This window comes from Vibrio sp. TRT 2004, assembly GCF_050113735.1.
Taxonomy (GTDB): Bacteria; Pseudomonadota; Gammaproteobacteria; order Enterobacterales; family Vibrionaceae; genus Vibrio.
On sequence record NZ_JBNJOH010000049.1, the window covers coordinates 1 to 15,449 of the forward strand.

Consider the following 15,449-nt stretch of genomic DNA (forward strand, 5'->3'; position numbering starts at 1 on the left):
CAAGAGGTTTACGTATGGCACAATAAAGTGCTCTATCGTATTCCGTGGCAAGAGTGTGAAATATCCGTGATTGTCGCTAAAACCCATATGGGCTACGGGCGGTTAAAAGATGGCTATGAGTTAATGCTCTGGCTTAACCCTCAACACGCGGTCAATGCTGATTTAACTGGTCAACGCCATCAATATCTCAGTTTGCTGCACAACATGGGCAGTCATGCCCCTATGTATGGCTATTGGGAATACGTTCGCCGCTACATGGCTGATGAACAACCTCTGTGGTACCAAATCAGTAAAACTCCACGTGTTCCGGGCATCAACACAGATAAAGCTAGAGAGCAAGGATACAGCAACTTTGTCGCATTGATTCGCTTTATCTTGGTTTTGCCAATTTTATTTCTACTCCGCCCCGCTCTTTTTTCACTATGGTGTAATCCTCTGAAAGACAAATGGCCAGAACAGGTCCATGAATGGACAGGTAAACGATGCAATTGGCATTAGACGTTTTTCACGACAGTTTATCCGCACTGCCACTCAATCGAGCGGCAGTCGAGCTGTTCGCGGAGGAATAACCCATCATGAGTGAGATTAGACAAGTTGGCCCCAATCATTGGGTCGGGCCAGAAGACTTTGGTATTACTCCCAACTTCCATATTACCCAACACGGTGTGGAACATTACCCTAATGGTCATTTAATTCAGCAAGAGCCATTAAACCCCGGCAATAAAAAAATTCCCATTGTTCACCGAAGAAAAGACGCCGAAGATATGGGGGAGTTTTTTGAAGGCTTTTCTGCAGGGGGCCATGAAGGGTTTATTGATATGCGAGTTCGGTCTGTTCATAGCAGAGGCGATAATGTGTATGCGGTGATTTTTTTTACCTTGCTCTGGCTGGTTATCAAAACCTCGATGGTTTACACCGCTGGAGATACATGGTCGCCCAGTTACGTCGATATCACCGTAATGGCAATTCTCGCTATTTGTATGGGCTTAAGTTTATTTAAGCCCATCGCCATGCCGGTACGCTTTCATAAACAAAACCAAGAGGTTTACGTTTGGCACAATAAAGTGCTCTATCGTATTCCATGGCAAGAGTGTGAAATATCCGTGATTGTCGCTAAAACCCATATGGGCTACGGGCGGTTAAAAGATGGCTATGAGTTAATGCTCTGGCTTAACCCTCAACACGCGGTCAATGCTGATTTAACTGGTCAACGCCATCAATATCTCAGTTTGCTGCACAACATGGGCAGTCATGCCCCAATATATGGCTATTGGGAATACGTTCGCCGCTATATGGCTGATGAACAACCTCTGTGGTACGAAATCAGTAAAGCGCCACGTGTTCCAGGCGTGAACACGAATAAAGCAAGAGAACAAGGGTATAGCAACTTTGTCGCCTTAATTCGCTTTATCTTGGTTTTGCCAATTTTATTTCTACTCCGCCCCGCTCTTTTTTCACTCTGGTGTAATCCTTTGAGACATAAATGGCCGGAACAAGTCCATGAGTGGACAGGTAAACGATGCAATTGGCATTAGACGTTTTTCACGACAGTTTATCCGCACTGCCGCTCAGTCGAGCGGCAGTTGAGCTGTTCGCGGAGGAATAACCCATCATGAGTGAGATTAGACAAGTTGGCCCCAATCATTGGGTTGGGCCAGAGGAGTTTGGCTTTACCCCCAACTTCCATATTACCCAACACGGCGTGGATCACTACCCTAATGGCCATTTAATGCAACAAGAGCCGCTTCATCCAGGGAATAAGAAAATAACTTTGGTGCATGAAACAACTGAACCCGGAGAAAAAGAAGACTTAGGTGAATTCTTTGAACTGTTTTCTGCTGGTGGCCATAAAGATTTTCTTGATATGCGTGTTCAGTCTGTCCATGGCAGAGGAGCAAATATATTTGCAGTAATTTTCTTTGCCTTGTTCTGGCTGCTTGTCAAGACTTCGATGGTTTACACCGCTGGAGATACATGGTCACTCAGTTACGTCGATATAACCGTTCTGGCAATTCTCGTCATTTGTATGGGCTTAAGTTTATTTAAGCCCATCGCCATGCCGGTACGCTTTCATAAACAAAACCAAGAGGTTTACGTTTGGCACAATAAAGTGCTCTATCGTATTCCATGGCAAGAGTGTGAAATATCCGTGATTGTCGCTAAAACCCATATGGGCTACGGGCGGTTAAAAGATGGCTATGAGTTAATGCTCTGGCTTAACCCTAAACACGCGGTCAATGCCGATTTAACTGGTCAACGCCATCAATATCTCAGTTTACTTCGCCATATGGGCAGTCATGCCCCTATGTATGGTTATTGGGAGTATGTTCGCCGCTATATGGCAGACGAACAGCCACTGTGGTACCAAATCAGTAAAACTCCACGTGTTCCGGGCATCAACACAGATAAAGCTAGAGAGCAAGGATACAGCAACTTTGTCGCCTTAATTCGCTTTATCTTAGTTCTGCCGATATTATTTTTAATGCGCCCCGCTCTTTTTTCACTCTGGTGTAATCCTCTGAAAGACAAATGGCCAGAACAGGTCCATGAGTGGACAGGTAAACGATGCAATTGGCATTAGACGTTTTTCACGACAGTCTGTCCATAGCAGAGGCGATAATGTGTATACGGTGATTTTCTTTGCGCTGATATTGCAGATAGCGCTTTTGCTGCAACATCGATATCAAACACCAAGCAGAACTCAGTGCTCTTCCGTGCTGTATAAAAAGATAATGCTTTAACCTAAAGACGATTAGCGGCCACCAGCGAGTTCAATAAAGGTCCCAGTCACATAAGAAGCTTCCTCCGATAGCAACCATGCGATGGCTTGTGCCACTTCCTGAGGCGTTCCACCACGCTTAAGAGGTAGGCTTGAAGCGAGACGGTCAACACGATCTGGCTCTCCACCATCTGCGTGCATTTCCGTGTAAATGCAGCCTGGCCTTACACCATTTACACGAATCCCTTCCTCTGCTAACTCAAGTGACAATCCTTTGGTTAATGAATCCATTGCCCCTTTGGAGGCCGCATAATCAATATACTCAAATGGAGCGCCCAAACGTGAGGCAGCCGAAGAGACGTTCACAATCGCCTTTTTCTTCCCCGGTTGATTGATAAACGCTTTACAACAAAGGAAGCAACTGATTACGTTGGTTTGCATAACCTTTTGAAAACGCTCTAATTCGATATCGCAAAGCTTAGACTGAGTAAACAAAATACCGGCATTGTTTACTAGGTGAGTCACCAATCCATAACGTTGACGGGTTGCCTCAAACATCGCGGATACTTGCTCTGCGCTGGAAACGTCGGCCTGATAAGAAAACGCTTCTCCACCAGCAACAAGGATTTGGTCGACGACCTGTTTAGCCCGCAAATCATTACTGAGATAGTTGACGCATACCGCATAGCCTTGGCTTGCCAGCAATACTGCCGTTTCAGCGCCTATTCCCCGTCCTGCTCCTGTAACGATGACTACCTTATCCATTGTTTCTCCAATTATTCCCTAATTATGAAAGGCGACTTTACACTGTAAAACGTTCAGGATGCTGCATTTTCTCCACCCCACTCATTAACCGTTCGACCAACAGAGTCAATGCCTTGGGCTGATAACGTCGCTGTTTATAGACCAAGTACGCTTGCCTAGCGCTGCGCTGGTATTGAGGTAACACTCGCACCATATTCATTCCCTCGTGGACATGTCGAAACGGCAGCGAGGCAACACCTAACCCTTTTTCAACTGCACCGCATACCGCAAGTATGTCATTGACGATCAGCTTGGGCTTGATGTGAAGAACATCGACCAAACTCTGCTGCTGGTAGACGGATATATCTACGACATGATCAACACTGACCCAATTCAGTTGGTTTAACTGACTGAGGCTTTCCACTCGCCCTACTTTCGCCAAATATTCTGGACTAGCGAAAAAGCCATGATGAGCAGTAAACAAAGGCCTAGCGATCATGTCATCCATATCCGCTAAATCGAAAGTGATGAGGAGATCGCGATCCGTTTGGGGGACGGCCTGTTCCTGACTGAGCACCAGATCTAACATCACCTTAGGATAATCAACCAAAAACTGTTCGACGACTTCGCCAACAAAAGCACGATAGAAATTGTGGGGAATGGCCAGTTTAATCGTGCCAGAGACTTCTTGAGTTTCACTCAGCATCTGGCTAAAGCCACTTTCGATCGACTCCATACCGCTACGAAGCGACTCAAAGGCTTCTAAGCCACTTTGTGTCGCAACCAGTTCTCTGCCCTTCTTCTCTAGTAAACGCATCCCTAATCGCTGCTCAAGCGCGGATAAGCGGCGTGACATGGTCGAGACGGGGATGTGTAAAGTCTTGGAAGCACCGAGTAACGAGCCTTGCTCAACCACACTGCAAAACAGATAGAGATCATCAATATTTCCAAATATGGAATTCATACTTCTAAACCTGCTTATATTTTTCACTATTGGATAGTTATATCCTCATTTACAGCAAAACAACAAGCACAGGAGCATAAATTATGAATCGCAAACAATTTTGGGTTTCGGCGCTATTATCGTCTCTGACAATGGCGGTCATTATGTCAGGACTAGTATCTGGGTATAAACTCGGCTTCAATCACCAATGGCCTGCTATATGGCTCGATAGTTTTATTATTGCGTGGCCAGTTGCGTTAACGCTCAACCTGACTGTCCTGCCACAAGTTCGCCGACTTTCTAGTTGGCTCACGGGTCAAACCTCCACCTCTCAGGCATAAAAAAACCGAGCACTAAGGCTCGGTTTTTTCAACGGTAAAGATTACAGTTCAGCGTTGTGGTAAACCTGCTGAACATCATCACAATCGTCTAGAAGGTCAAGGAACTTCTGGAATTTCTCAGCGTCTTCACCCGCTACTGGAGTGTGAGTTTGAGGAACGAAAGTGATCTCTTCGACATCGATTGTCAGATCAGGGAATGCACTGTTAAGCGCCGTCTTAGTCTTAAAGAACTCTGTATGAGGAGCGAATACAGTGATTACACCGTCTTCAAGCTCAACATCCGTCACGTCTACGTCTTCCATCATTAGCGTTTCAAGAATAACTTCATCGTCATCGCCTTTGAACTGGAATACAGCTTGGTGATCAAACATGTGAGAAACAGAACCTTCAACGCCGATCTTAGCACCTGTTTTAACGAAACATTGGCGAACATCTTGGAAAGTACGGTTGCCGTTGTCTGTCAGACAGTCAACGATTACGCTAGTGCCGCCAGGGCCAAAGCCTTCGTAACGCGCTGGAGCGTAGTCTTCACCGCCACCACCATTCGCTTTGTCGATCGCTTTTTCGATAACGTGTGCAGGAACTTGGTCTTTCTTCGCTTTTGCGATTAGGTGTTTCAGAGACAAGTTCATGTCTGGGTCTCCGCCACCGTTTTTCGCGCACATGTAAATTTCTTTACCGTATTTGGAATAAACTTTAATTTTTGCGCCTGCAGTTTTTGCCATTGAGGCTTTGCGCACTTCAAAACTTCTTCCCATCGGGATGTTCTCTCTAGTTCAATTTATTGCGAAGGATTTTAGCAAAACGTGTGAGCTTTTCAATTTCTGACACTTGCTGAGGAAATGAGTGGATTATGCCACACCCATTACTCGTTTATATTTGGCTACAGACTCTAAAAATGAGGCTTGTTCTTCGTCATCAGTGATCTTTGCTGCTGTCTGGTCGATTTCATCTGGACCAGCTTTAGCTTCACGGAGTTTCCAAACCAAAAACGATGCTTGCTTATCAAGCTCTATCTTGTTTTTTTCGCTAGCCGAGAGGTTAGACAGGTTGATCGACATATTAAAGCTCAAATCTGTAAAAATATGGAGGGGGAATATACCACACCAAAAGCGAATGTAGAGAGAGAATCGCACTATGGCGAGAGGAATCGCTCAAAAATTAGCGAAAAAATAAAGGGTGGCTTTCCTACGCCACCCTTAAGTATTCGTGATAGAGTTTCTGACTAGTGCAAGATGCCAAGCTCTTTGGCTTCTTCGATTGTTAAACCGCTTTCTCGAATCTCTCTTAATGCTTCAATACGACGACGAGCTTCTGCGGATTTAACGCCCTTCACAGGCTTCTGTGACTCAACTTCTTCCGTGAAGTCCCACTTGTCAGCAATTTTACTCATTTCATCATGGTCAATAGAATTAATGGACATAATAACCTCCGAACAAACCATGCAAGGGACAGCTAATCTGTAGCAAAACCTCTCACCCCTTGTTAAGAATTTTAGCTTCAGAATGTGATTATGCTAATAGTTCCTACATTCTTACTGTTAATTCGATAAATAGTTTTTGCTCCACCAAAAGTCTCACAGTACATTTAAAGGATTACCCCTAAAGAAAGTTGGGCGATCTCGGTCTCATTTTTCTTCACCGCACACTCCGTTATCTCCTCATTACCAGTACAAGAAATACACTCACACATCTTTCCCCCCAAGTGGAACCACTTTTCTCATCCTTTGAGAGGCACCTAAAACAAAATTTGCTACAGAAATAAAGTCCATGAACGAATATCACAACAACAGAATAATCATAAATATCTGACAATTTTTCTGTGATTTAATCTCGCTGAAGCGCGCTTACCAGACGTCATTTCTATTATTTAGGAACAATAAGCAGTGAAAAATAAATCCAGTTTTATTCGATTAAATAAGGTCACCATAGCCTTATCAAGCGTCATGTTGTGCGGATATCTCTATGCCGCAGAAACCAAAGCATCGGAAGTGATCTCATTTGTGCCTGGCGAAACTCAGGTATCGAATGGCGATATGGTCTCTTACAACGGCGAATGTTTCATCGCGAAAAACAATCCAGGGGTGTGGGAAACCCCAACTGCCAGCTCATGGTTTTGGGACTCTGCCGAATGTTCAGGAGAACCTGCACCAGAGCCTGAACCGGATCCCGATCCACAGCCAGAGCCTGGAGAGATCATGCCATTTATTCCCGGACAGACACAGGTAAGCAATGGTGATGTTGTCTCTTACGATGGGCAATGTTATATCGCCAAAAACAACCCTGGTGTATGGGAAACCCCGAGTCCAGATTCCTGGTTCTGGGACGTCACGGAATGTTCTGGCGAACCAGGCGAGCCACTGCCAACAGAATTATCCATTCTCGCGCCTAGTGCTGGGCAGACCGTACAGGTAAGTCAGCCTACGACGATCAAGGCTCAAGTTGAGGGTGAACAGGCGGCAAAAGTGGAGTATTGGGTCAACCAGATCAAGATCGCCCAACAGACAATCGATCAAGCAAATACAATTTACACTCACACTTGGACACCTGAGCAATCAGGAAGCGCCTTGATCGAAGTTCGTGTACTTGATACAGACAACAAATTACTCGAACAGCAATCGCTCTCTGTAACCGTTGCCACTGATGACAACGATTTTAGCGCGCCTCAAGTTTCGTTTGTTTCACCGACAAACGGTACCGCAGTCAAACTCAGCGATACCATTGCTATCTCGCTCAAAGCTTCTGACGCAGATAATGACTTAGCTAAGCTGATTGTCACAGCAAACAACCAACAGATCTGTCGCTTTGATGCCACGAGTGCAGAGAGCTACAGCTGTGACTGGCAACCGCTTCAAGCAGGAAACGTTTCAATAAACGCAGTCGCTACCGACGCACAAAACCTCTCTTCTTCAGCCTCAGTTCGCATTACCGTGGAAGAGGCGGCCGTAGAGCCACCTCCGCCTGCTGGTGGCTTGTGTGAAGAATATAATGTCTACCCTGACTGGACGCGTGGTGATCATGCTGGCGGCGGCGATATTATGGTTCACAACAACATTGCCTACTCTGCGGTTTACTGGACTCAGTCAGTACCGGGAAGTGATAGCTCGTGGTCGTTGCATTTGAACTGTGATGGCACAGAGCCGGGCACTGCACCATTGCTTTCGCTACAGAATCCAATGGATCCACTGCGTCTTGAAGTTGCAGGCTGGCCAAACACCTTTGTTGTCGCAAGTCCATCAACCAGCACACCATCAACGTTGACGATAGACACCATAAACAGCGATCAAATTGCGGATACGAAAGCGCTAACCCAAGCCTTTGTTACCGTGATTCAACAAGCGAAGCAAGCTGGAACTAGCTCGGTAATTCTACGCAGCGATGTCCTCGATATCGCCACCACAGATAAAGGGACTTCGTTGGGTACGATTGAGGTTCAGCAAGCACTAAAAAGTGCCGTCGCTGAAACAGGAAGCCAGATTGAGCTTGCCGCCATTGATACCTTAAGCAACGATGCGAAAGGCTGGGCTCAAGCTCACAACCTTATCCTGACCAGCGTTGCACCTGCGGCTAACTTTGGCTGGTCACTCAGCATAGGTGAGTTTGCTCACGATAGTCACTCAGGCAGACAATCCGTGTGGGATGAAGCGTCGGTTTATAGTGCAGATTTGCTTTCAACATTCGAGCTCTACCAGCAAGATGACACCAACAAAGCAGACTTTGTTGTCTTTACTAAATCCGCTCAGACACCAGCACTGACAGGTGAGCAATGGCACAACGCGCTTGAATACGTCAAACAGGTAACCGACTACGTTAAAGCCCCTGCAATGCTGGCTGAGATCCCGACCTCACAGGCAGCAAACTACTTTATGGGTCTGACCGATAGCGAACGTCAGATTCGTAAAGCAGCGTACAGCAATGTATTTGCCTTGATGTTCGATCAAGACAGCAGCGAGCTGACCAGCAAGATCGTGGGATACCAACAGGCGAAGGTACCGCTCTACTACGTTGGTGAAACATCGCAAAGCGGCCCGTTAACCCGTTTAGAAGCATTAAACCGTGAACTGGAAAGTGCTGAACAGGTGATGGACAACGAAGCCTTCTTGTACGAAACCCCTCAATCCCAGTGGGTACCCTCTACGGTATATAAATGGGCGGACTTCCTCGAAGGTCTCAACGCGATGCACAACATAGGTGTTGCGGGTAATAAGTTCTGGCTGCTGGATGACAATGTCGATGATCAAACTAACATCAAGTACGCCAAGGTCGCGATCGCCGCTTTCCTCGCTCAGAGTATGCAAGAGACCATTCGTTACAACGCCTGTGACGAGAATAACTGGTCTGAAGTTAAGTATGGAGCGCCAACGGATTATCCGATGTCTGCCAGCTGTGGTCAGCTCGGCCAGAAATACGCTGACTATGGGGTTAACCCAATTTCAGGCCTTGATCACGCTTACTCATGTCCACGTGACGATAAGATGGAAGTCAGTGCTCTGACTCACGCCAAATGGTACGGTGCGCCAGCTCCGGTATTTGCTGCTCCTGACTCGGTACTGGAAGAGCGTGGCCTGCTAGTAAACGGATTTGCTGGTCGTTGGACCAACAACGGCCACTGTAACGATGTACCAGATAAAGTCGACGGCTCTAAACAAGTTTGGGAGCGTGACGATTGTAAAGTCTACGTTGACCAGAAAGCGGGTCAGTTTATCTGGGACGGCAGCAGTCAGGAAAGTGTTCAGGGCTGTGGCTGGTGGGGGCGTGGTGTCATTCAAACCACTGGCCGACAGAACTTCGGTACCTTGAACCACTACTTAGGACGCTCTCATGTCGCTCCAAGTACTATTGGTCAAACCATTGATGGTGTTACGGTAGAAGCGCCACCAGAGAACCCGCTGTACGCGGAATTAGATTTCTGTTCAAACCCAGGCTTGATCTGTAGCTCGGAAGAGAACAAGGAAATTAAATGGATTGCAGGTCTGTTCTACTGGGTAACATCCGTTCAGGATTACCCGGATGAAAGCGGTCAGTACGGCAACTGGAACTACCATAATGAACTGAAAAAGTATGTGGATGGTGGCATGCATGGAACCCAGTTCATCGATGATATTTCTGGCATCGTTAACCGTGGTTGCCCTGCCCTAACCTGTGAGACAGGTGATGTCCACAACGTTAAAGAGCGCCGCGCTAACTTTAAGCTGGTGTTAGAGAAACTCGGCTTGAATCCGCAGTAATCCTTATAGAAAGGCTTTCGCTCAAAGCAAATAAGCCTCTGCAAACGATAATCACAACCCAGCCAGAAACGCTGGGTTGTTTTTTATTGCGTCCCTACTCGCTGATTTAACTCTGTTATTTGCCAATCTGCGTTGCCATACACCAAACTGTTCATGAGCAAGCGATCAAATCATTAGGTTGGCACACAATGACTCCATTAGATAACTGGCTTACACAGATCGAATACTGGTATCAAAATCGAAAGCATGATCAAGGTAACCAGCTAGAATCCCTGATCCTCTCTCCTCCTGATCAAATCTGGGGACCATTCATTTCCGTACAGCAAAGTAAAGCCATCGCGTGCTGGCTCGACGGATGCTTACGCCTTTTCCAACAAGAACGAGAGCGTTCACCCGATAAAGCCTATCATTACCTACAATTTGCTTACAGTAAGTTTCAGCAAGTCGTCGTCCACTATCAAAGTGAACTTGAGCTTAAAGATTGGTGTATGAAAAGAATGCAAAATCTGGTCGTGCTCAGTCTTGAGTTCTGTACACAACAGCTAAGTCCACGCTGGCAAATAGAATCACACCAATTGATCGAAAACCATGTTCGCTTTATGGCACAACAGCAATGGAATGAAGATCGGAACTATGATCAAGGTAAATCATCGTTTCATTAGGATTGAGCGAAAAACGCGGATCAATGATCAAGGAGAAGCATGATCATTACTCCGCAACTCAAGATGCCGCAGTGGAAATTCAGGCAAAAAAAAAGCGAGTTCAGAGAACTCGCAAAATATTCAGAATGAATGTAACAATATGAGCCAATCTATCAGGGATAATCCTATCCCTCATTCATCAGAAAGGACAAAAGGTTGTCTATTCGGGATAAATATTATCCAACTCGAAGTGATACATTGTCAGTGCTCTGTCAGAGGAATGTAGTAGCTTTGTCTTAATGTTAGTCGAGTGTAACAAGGTGTTTTTGATAGTAAGAAAACACTAAAAAGCCAGCAGAAATCTGCTGGCTTGATCGTTTTCATTGATGGTCGTTGGCTCAAACGGCGACTTCATCCAAGGCTCTAAATACTGTTTCATCCAGATGACCTTCGAAGACTTGCTTACACACTTTTCTGCGCACAGCCAATCCAGCAATTAATCGCTCTATGGATAAATGCTTGTTCTCGCTCTGGCTGTTGTAGAGCTCGACCATCTTACTCAACGTTTCGTATGGAACGGCCTGTTCACCTACGCGTAGGAAATCAAGCTTGTCAATCAGCTCCAGACACTCTTCTTGGATTGAGCTATGGGAATGCCCTGTCATCGCCGCTAAAGCTGTTATAGAGCGTTCTAGAGCCTCTGATGAGGTATATTTAGATAGAGTAATGGTAATTTCATCAGCATTGATCTCTACTAGGTGCTTGCGTTGCTTCACTCGACGACCGAGTTTTCCGCGTGGTGCACGCTCTTTGCGCTGGATAGGCTCGAACTCGCCATCAATAATCTGCGACATCTCTTCGAGCTGTTGTTTAGACACCATCTCATTGCGCAGTGGGTTCGGCAGCGTTGGCGCCATATTACGTTTGCCAGCATTCGTCGTTCGAGCACGAGAGTAGCGGAGCACTTCTTCGGCATCACATTTAATATCGAACTGATAATCTTTGACTTTGTCGTTGTCGATCATCGCCGAGATCGTCAGATGATAACCCCAAAGGTTGACGACAAATAGCTCGTCACTCCCCTTCTCTTTTGACAGTTTTTTGAGTTCGCGGATCAGATCCATTGAGAAGCGACGCCACTCAATGTTACGCGCCAGTTTTTGATTTAACTCACTCAATAGCATCACGTCAGAATGACGACGTGACATACGGCTTCGGAAGTAGCTGTACAACTGGAAAACCAGCGTGTGCTGTTTAAGAATCTCAGGCGGGAACAAGAAAAAATAATCGCGAGTAAGCAGCTCTTCGTAGAACGACGGTTCCCAGACAAGAATGTATAGGTTCGGTTTAATGCGTATTTCGCCGTCAGCGCCCTCTGTAGGGGCTTCTTCCGATGCAGTGATGGTACGGGCCAAAAATCTAAAACGATCGCTCTTAAAGCCTTCTGGCATGTTCTCGCTTAGCCATCGACCTGTAAGCTCATGTAGCTGAAAGTCGGTAAACTCGATGCGATCAATACTATCGCGAATTGAGTCGCGTGCCGGTCCGCTATCTTTCTTGCCACGTAGTGAGAGAATATCGGTAATGTACAACGGCGTTTTATTCGGTACATGAGTGCCATCTAGCTGGTATTGATGTTGATGATGCTCATGGTACTGCACGGTTAACGTGAAAAGTGCAAACAAAGTCATCAGATCATCAACGGTCATGATGCTCTTAGAAGATCGTGTTTCGATCACAGCACGTGTACCAGAGATCGACACCATGCTCTTTTGGTAACTTTTTCGCGTACGTGGTGGCGCTAGCGCCTGGTCAATAATGCCAGCCCAGTTAGTGGGAGAAACAACAAACTGATCCGCTTCATCTTTCATTGCTGGTGGCGTATTCAAACCATGCTCATTGAGCAAGCGCTTATTGACTTGCGTTTGAGCTAACGCTTTTGATCGTTTCTGCTTTTCACTCAGTTTGACGGATTCAGTCACTAGACTCGTGGCGCCGAGTACGGAGATCAATTGGTTTGGATTAACAAAGCGGTGCAGCATCGTTTTACCAGCAAGTCCTTCTTCGAACCGAACTGGAACTTGTTGAAATAAGCCAATATTGACGGCTGCACGCAGGCGCTGCTGAATTGCGGCTCGCGTGACTTGTCCGTCTGTGGCATCAATAAGCTCGGTAGTCGAGACTAAACCATCTTTACTGCTAAAGCCTCGTAAAGAGATTAAGTTAAGAAGTTCAACGATACTTTTCGTAACGCCTTTAAAGTGTTGGTATTGTTCAATCCAGTTAACCGCGACTTCCGACACTTCAAATAGGTGCCCATCTTTGTGGCTTCTTGGCGCTTTGATCAGTAGTTTTTCTTCTGAGCTCATTATTAGATCCGTATCACACTAGCCGTAATATCGCTATAGTTCCGAAAGAATAAAGAAAAAAAGATCATAAATAAAGAAAAACTTGTTGCTCTTAAATAACTGATCTTTTTGATTAATATGATCTTAATTGATTATATGATCTATTGATCTGGGCGAGAATTTGCTTGTAAGTAATTGTGTTATAAGAACTATTTTTTTTGTCGGCTGAAAGCATGATCATGTAAATAACGAAAGCATGATCATTAAGTATTTGAAAGCATGATCAAAAATGCTTAGAACGATGATCATCACAGCATCGAATAAATGATCAATGCAATGATGAAAGCATGATCATCATAATTGCACACCTTATCCACAAGCTGAAGTAAACAAAGACATTTGCCTCTGCTCATCGAGTGCTAATAATTGTCCAATTTAGCGAAACGATGATCAAGGAAACAATCTTGAAATCGTTAAATTGAACACTTTAACGCCAATCTTGAAAGTCGAGCTTCATGTTTACTATCTTATCCACATTGGGTTATGAGTAAATAGGGTTGCGAAAGCATGATCATGAAATGAAGGCGAGTTCGTCCAATTATTGAGTTGTCGGTCAATATTGCGATTTTCACCTCGTTATATTAGCCCAAGTCTTAGTCCATCTGCATTTGTCCGTAAATTGGTGACAAATTTACATGCTTCCGAAGACTCCTACTACTTGATCATTGTTCCGATCTTAGATCAATCGTTTATCAAAAATGTCGATCATGCTTTTAGCAACTCAACGCCTTGATCATTGTTCCTAAATAGGGAAATTATCCTGAAAGCATGATCACCAGATATTCCTTGATCATGGTTCCGAAACGGAACTCGTCTAGCGAATGGTTAGCTCCATATATCTGTCGCCCTTGCCTAATGAAAGTTTCTCGTTTGTTATCACTTTGAAAGTCAAAATTGCACCTACCGTAAATTAGACAGCGATCTTAATCGTTCCGAGTGAATGTCATCTGTGTTTTAGTGCCTACATTTTTACATTGTAAATAAGTGATGCTGTAACACTTTTAATCTGTGTTGCTTTGTGATGTAGTATAGAGACAAAAATTGACAACAAATTGACCTATTTTTGCTGATTGGCATTAAATAGAATGTCATATTTCTATTTAATGTGATTCGCATCCATAATTGCACGTTCACCTTTTTATTGTTTATTGTTGTAAATGCTGTACAATAATTTTCAGTCACTAATAACGGAATTTGGCAAATGAAACGAGAACATACGATTGAGAATCTCATACAGCTCGCTGAGAAAACCGCTCAGGTTCAAGCTGATCGTATAGAAATTGTGTTGGAAGAGCGTAGCGATGAGCATTTCCCACCAATGTCAAAAGCATTGATGGAAACTCGCTCGGGTTTAACTCGCCGTAAGCTTGATGATGCTATCAGCAAGTTGGAAGAGTCTGGTCACCAATTCACTAAGAACAACGCCAACCATTACTCTATTTCTTTGCAAGAAGCACATATGTTGATGGATGCGGCGGGGATCCCGAAGTTTCATGAACGTAAGAAAAATAACGAAAATAAACCGTGGATCATTAATGTTCAGAACCAGAAGGGTGGTACCGGTAAGTCGATGACTGCGGTTCATCTTGCTGCTTGCTTGGCGCTTAACTTAGACAAGCGTTACCGCATTTGTCTTATCGACTTAGATCCACAGGGTTCACTACGTCTGTTTTTAAATCCACAGATTAGCCTGACTGATCATGACAACATTTACTCAGCTGTTGATATCATGCTTGATAACGTGCCTGAGGGGGTAGAAGTCGACAATGAGTTCTTACACAAAAACGTGTTGTTGCCGACTCAGTATCCTAACTTAAAAACGGTTTCGGCGTTCCCTGAAGATGCCATGTTTAACGCGGAAGCGTGGCAGCACCTATCACAAAATCAATCACTGGATATTGTTAGGCTGCTGAAAGAAAAGTTGATTGATAAAATTGCCGACGACTTTGATGTGATCATGATTGATACCGGGCCACATGTGGATCCATTAGTATGGAATGCGATGTACGCGTCGAATGCTCTATTGATCCCATGTGCTGCAAAACGACTAGACTGGGCATCGACAGTTAACTTTTTCCAGCATTTACCGACCGTTTATGAAATGTTCCCAGAAGATTGGCAGGGGCTAGAATTTGTTCGTCTGATGCCGACCATGTTCGAAGATGACAACAAGAAGCAAGTCGCAGTTCTTACCGAGATGAACTATTTACTTGGTGATCAGGTGATGATGGCAACGATTCCGCGTAGCCGCGCATTTGAAACGTGTGCTGATACCTACAGCACAGTTTTCGATCTCACAACCAGTGATTTTGAAGGCGGTAAGAAGACACTAGCGACGGCGCAAGATGCGGTTCAGAAGAGTGCATTAGAACTGGAGCGTGTGCTTCATGGTCATTGGTCATCACTAAATCAGGGGTAAGTAGAAA

12 protein-coding genes and 1 pseudogene are annotated in these 15,449 nt (G+C 45.0%); 7 read left to right on the forward strand and 6 right to left on the reverse strand.

Annotated features, from left to right (window positions below; all coding sequences use genetic code 11):
* From ACQEXR_RS16605 to ACQEXR_RS16615, 3 genes and pseudogenes are all read left to right on the forward strand, one after another.
* Positions 1-498: pseudogene (locus ACQEXR_RS16605) on the forward strand (DUF6708 domain-containing protein); the annotation flags it as partial.
* Between the two features lie 77 nt (positions 499-575).
* A complete protein-coding gene (locus ACQEXR_RS16610; RefSeq protein ID WP_427020763.1) occupies positions 576-1,535 on the forward strand; it encodes a DUF6708 domain-containing protein in 960 nt (319 codons plus the stop codon).
* Between the two features lie 77 nt (positions 1,536-1,612).
* Positions 1,613-2,581, forward strand: a complete 969-nt coding sequence (locus tag ACQEXR_RS16615; RefSeq protein WP_427020764.1) for a DUF6708 domain-containing protein — start codon at positions 1,613-1,615, stop codon at positions 2,579-2,581.
* Between the two features lie 171 nt (positions 2,582-2,752).
* Here ACQEXR_RS16615 and ACQEXR_RS16620 read toward each other — a convergent pair whose 3' ends face one another.
* Positions 2,753-3,484, reverse strand: coding sequence for an SDR family oxidoreductase (locus ACQEXR_RS16620; RefSeq protein WP_138973070.1), 732 nt, complete (start codon positions 3,482-3,484; stop codon positions 2,753-2,755).
* Positions 3,485-3,521: 37 nt separating this feature from the next.
* A complete protein-coding gene (locus ACQEXR_RS16625) occupies positions 3,522-4,427 on the reverse strand; it encodes a LysR family transcriptional regulator (protein WP_426953296.1) in 906 nt (301 codons plus the stop codon).
* Positions 4,428-4,510: 83 nt separating this feature from the next.
* Here ACQEXR_RS16625 and ACQEXR_RS16630 point away from each other — a divergent pair, with 83 nt between their 5' ends.
* Complete coding sequence (locus tag ACQEXR_RS16630; protein ID WP_427020765.1) at positions 4,511-4,747, forward strand: DUF2798 domain-containing protein; 237 nt, start codon at positions 4,511-4,513, stop codon at positions 4,745-4,747.
* Between the two features lie 41 nt (positions 4,748-4,788).
* Here ACQEXR_RS16630 and ACQEXR_RS16635 read toward each other — a convergent pair whose 3' ends face one another.
* From ACQEXR_RS16635 to ACQEXR_RS16645, 3 genes are all read right to left on the reverse strand, one after another.
* On the reverse strand, positions 4,789-5,505 hold the full coding sequence (locus ACQEXR_RS16635) for a YebC/PmpR family DNA-binding transcriptional regulator (RefSeq protein WP_138973067.1): 717 nt from the start codon (positions 5,503-5,505) through the stop codon (positions 4,789-4,791).
* Between the two features lie 93 nt (positions 5,506-5,598).
* Complete coding sequence (locus tag ACQEXR_RS16640; protein ID WP_138973066.1) at positions 5,599-5,808, reverse strand: DUF3283 family protein; 210 nt, start codon at positions 5,806-5,808, stop codon at positions 5,599-5,601.
* Positions 5,809-5,972: 164 nt separating this feature from the next.
* The gene (locus ACQEXR_RS16645; RefSeq protein WP_138973065.1) at positions 5,973-6,170 is read right to left on the reverse strand and encodes a PA3496 family putative envelope integrity protein; all 198 of its coding nucleotides are present in this window, start codon (positions 6,168-6,170) and stop codon (positions 5,973-5,975) included.
* Positions 6,171-6,692: 522 nt separating this feature from the next.
* Here ACQEXR_RS16645 and ACQEXR_RS16650 point away from each other — a divergent pair.
* Both ACQEXR_RS16650 and ACQEXR_RS16655 read left to right on the forward strand, forming a co-directional pair.
* Positions 6,693-9,974, forward strand: coding sequence for an Ig-like domain-containing protein (locus ACQEXR_RS16650; protein WP_427020776.1), 3,282 nt, complete (start codon positions 6,693-6,695; stop codon positions 9,972-9,974).
* A gap of 188 nt (positions 9,975-10,162) precedes the next feature.
* Positions 10,163-10,636, forward strand: coding sequence for a transcriptional regulator (locus tag ACQEXR_RS16655; protein WP_427020766.1), 474 nt, complete (start codon positions 10,163-10,165; stop codon positions 10,634-10,636).
* A gap of 377 nt (positions 10,637-11,013) precedes the next feature.
* Here the strand turns inward: ACQEXR_RS16655 and ACQEXR_RS16660 are convergent, their stop codons facing one another.
* Entirely contained in the window at positions 11,014-12,984 is a 1,971-nt protein-coding gene (locus tag ACQEXR_RS16660; protein ID WP_138973063.1) for a replication initiator protein RctB domain-containing protein, read from the reverse strand.
* A 1,240-nt stretch (positions 12,985-14,224) separates the two neighbouring features.
* Here ACQEXR_RS16660 and ACQEXR_RS16665 point away from each other — a divergent pair.
* Positions 14,225-15,442: a ParA family protein gene (locus ACQEXR_RS16665; protein ID WP_331418604.1), complete on the forward strand. Its 1,218-nt coding sequence runs from the start codon at positions 14,225-14,227 to the stop codon at positions 15,440-15,442.
* The last annotated feature ends 7 nt before the right edge of the window (positions 15,443-15,449 follow it).

Excerpts from the sequence above, each read along its gene's own strand:
- ACQEXR_RS16620 (WP_138973070.1), bottom strand. The coding sequence starts at position 3,484 with ATGGATAAGGTAGTCATCGTTACAGGAGCAGGACGGGGAATAGGCGCT.
- ACQEXR_RS16625 (WP_426953296.1), bottom strand. The coding sequence starts at position 4,427 with ATGAATTCCATATTTGGAAATATTGATGATCTCTATCTGTTTTGCAGT.
- ACQEXR_RS16640 (WP_138973066.1), bottom strand. The coding sequence starts at position 5,808 with ATGTCGATCAACCTGTCTAACCTCTCGGCTAGCGAAAAAAACAAGATA.
- ACQEXR_RS16665 (WP_331418604.1), top strand. The coding sequence starts at position 14,225 with ATGAAACGAGAACATACGATTGAGAATCTCATACAGCTCGCTGAGAAA.
- ACQEXR_RS16635 (WP_138973067.1), bottom strand. The coding sequence starts at position 5,505 with ATGGGAAGAAGTTTTGAAGTGCGCAAAGCCTCAATGGCAAAAACTGCA.
- ACQEXR_RS16610 (WP_427020763.1), top strand. The coding sequence starts at position 576 with ATGAGTGAGATTAGACAAGTTGGCCCCAATCATTGGGTCGGGCCAGAA.
- ACQEXR_RS16655 (WP_427020766.1), top strand. The coding sequence starts at position 10,163 with ATGACTCCATTAGATAACTGGCTTACACAGATCGAATACTGGTATCAA.
- ACQEXR_RS16615 (WP_427020764.1), top strand. The coding sequence starts at position 1,613 with ATGAGTGAGATTAGACAAGTTGGCCCCAATCATTGGGTTGGGCCAGAG.
- ACQEXR_RS16630 (WP_427020765.1), top strand. The coding sequence starts at position 4,511 with ATGAATCGCAAACAATTTTGGGTTTCGGCGCTATTATCGTCTCTGACA.
- ACQEXR_RS16660 (WP_138973063.1), bottom strand. The coding sequence starts at position 12,984 with ATGAGCTCAGAAGAAAAACTACTGATCAAAGCGCCAAGAAGCCACAAA.
- ACQEXR_RS16650 (WP_427020776.1), top strand. The coding sequence starts at position 6,693 with ATGTTGTGCGGATATCTCTATGCCGCAGAAACCAAAGCATCGGAAGTG.
- ACQEXR_RS16645 (WP_138973065.1), bottom strand. The coding sequence starts at position 6,170 with ATGTCCATTAATTCTATTGACCATGATGAAATGAGTAAAATTGCTGAC.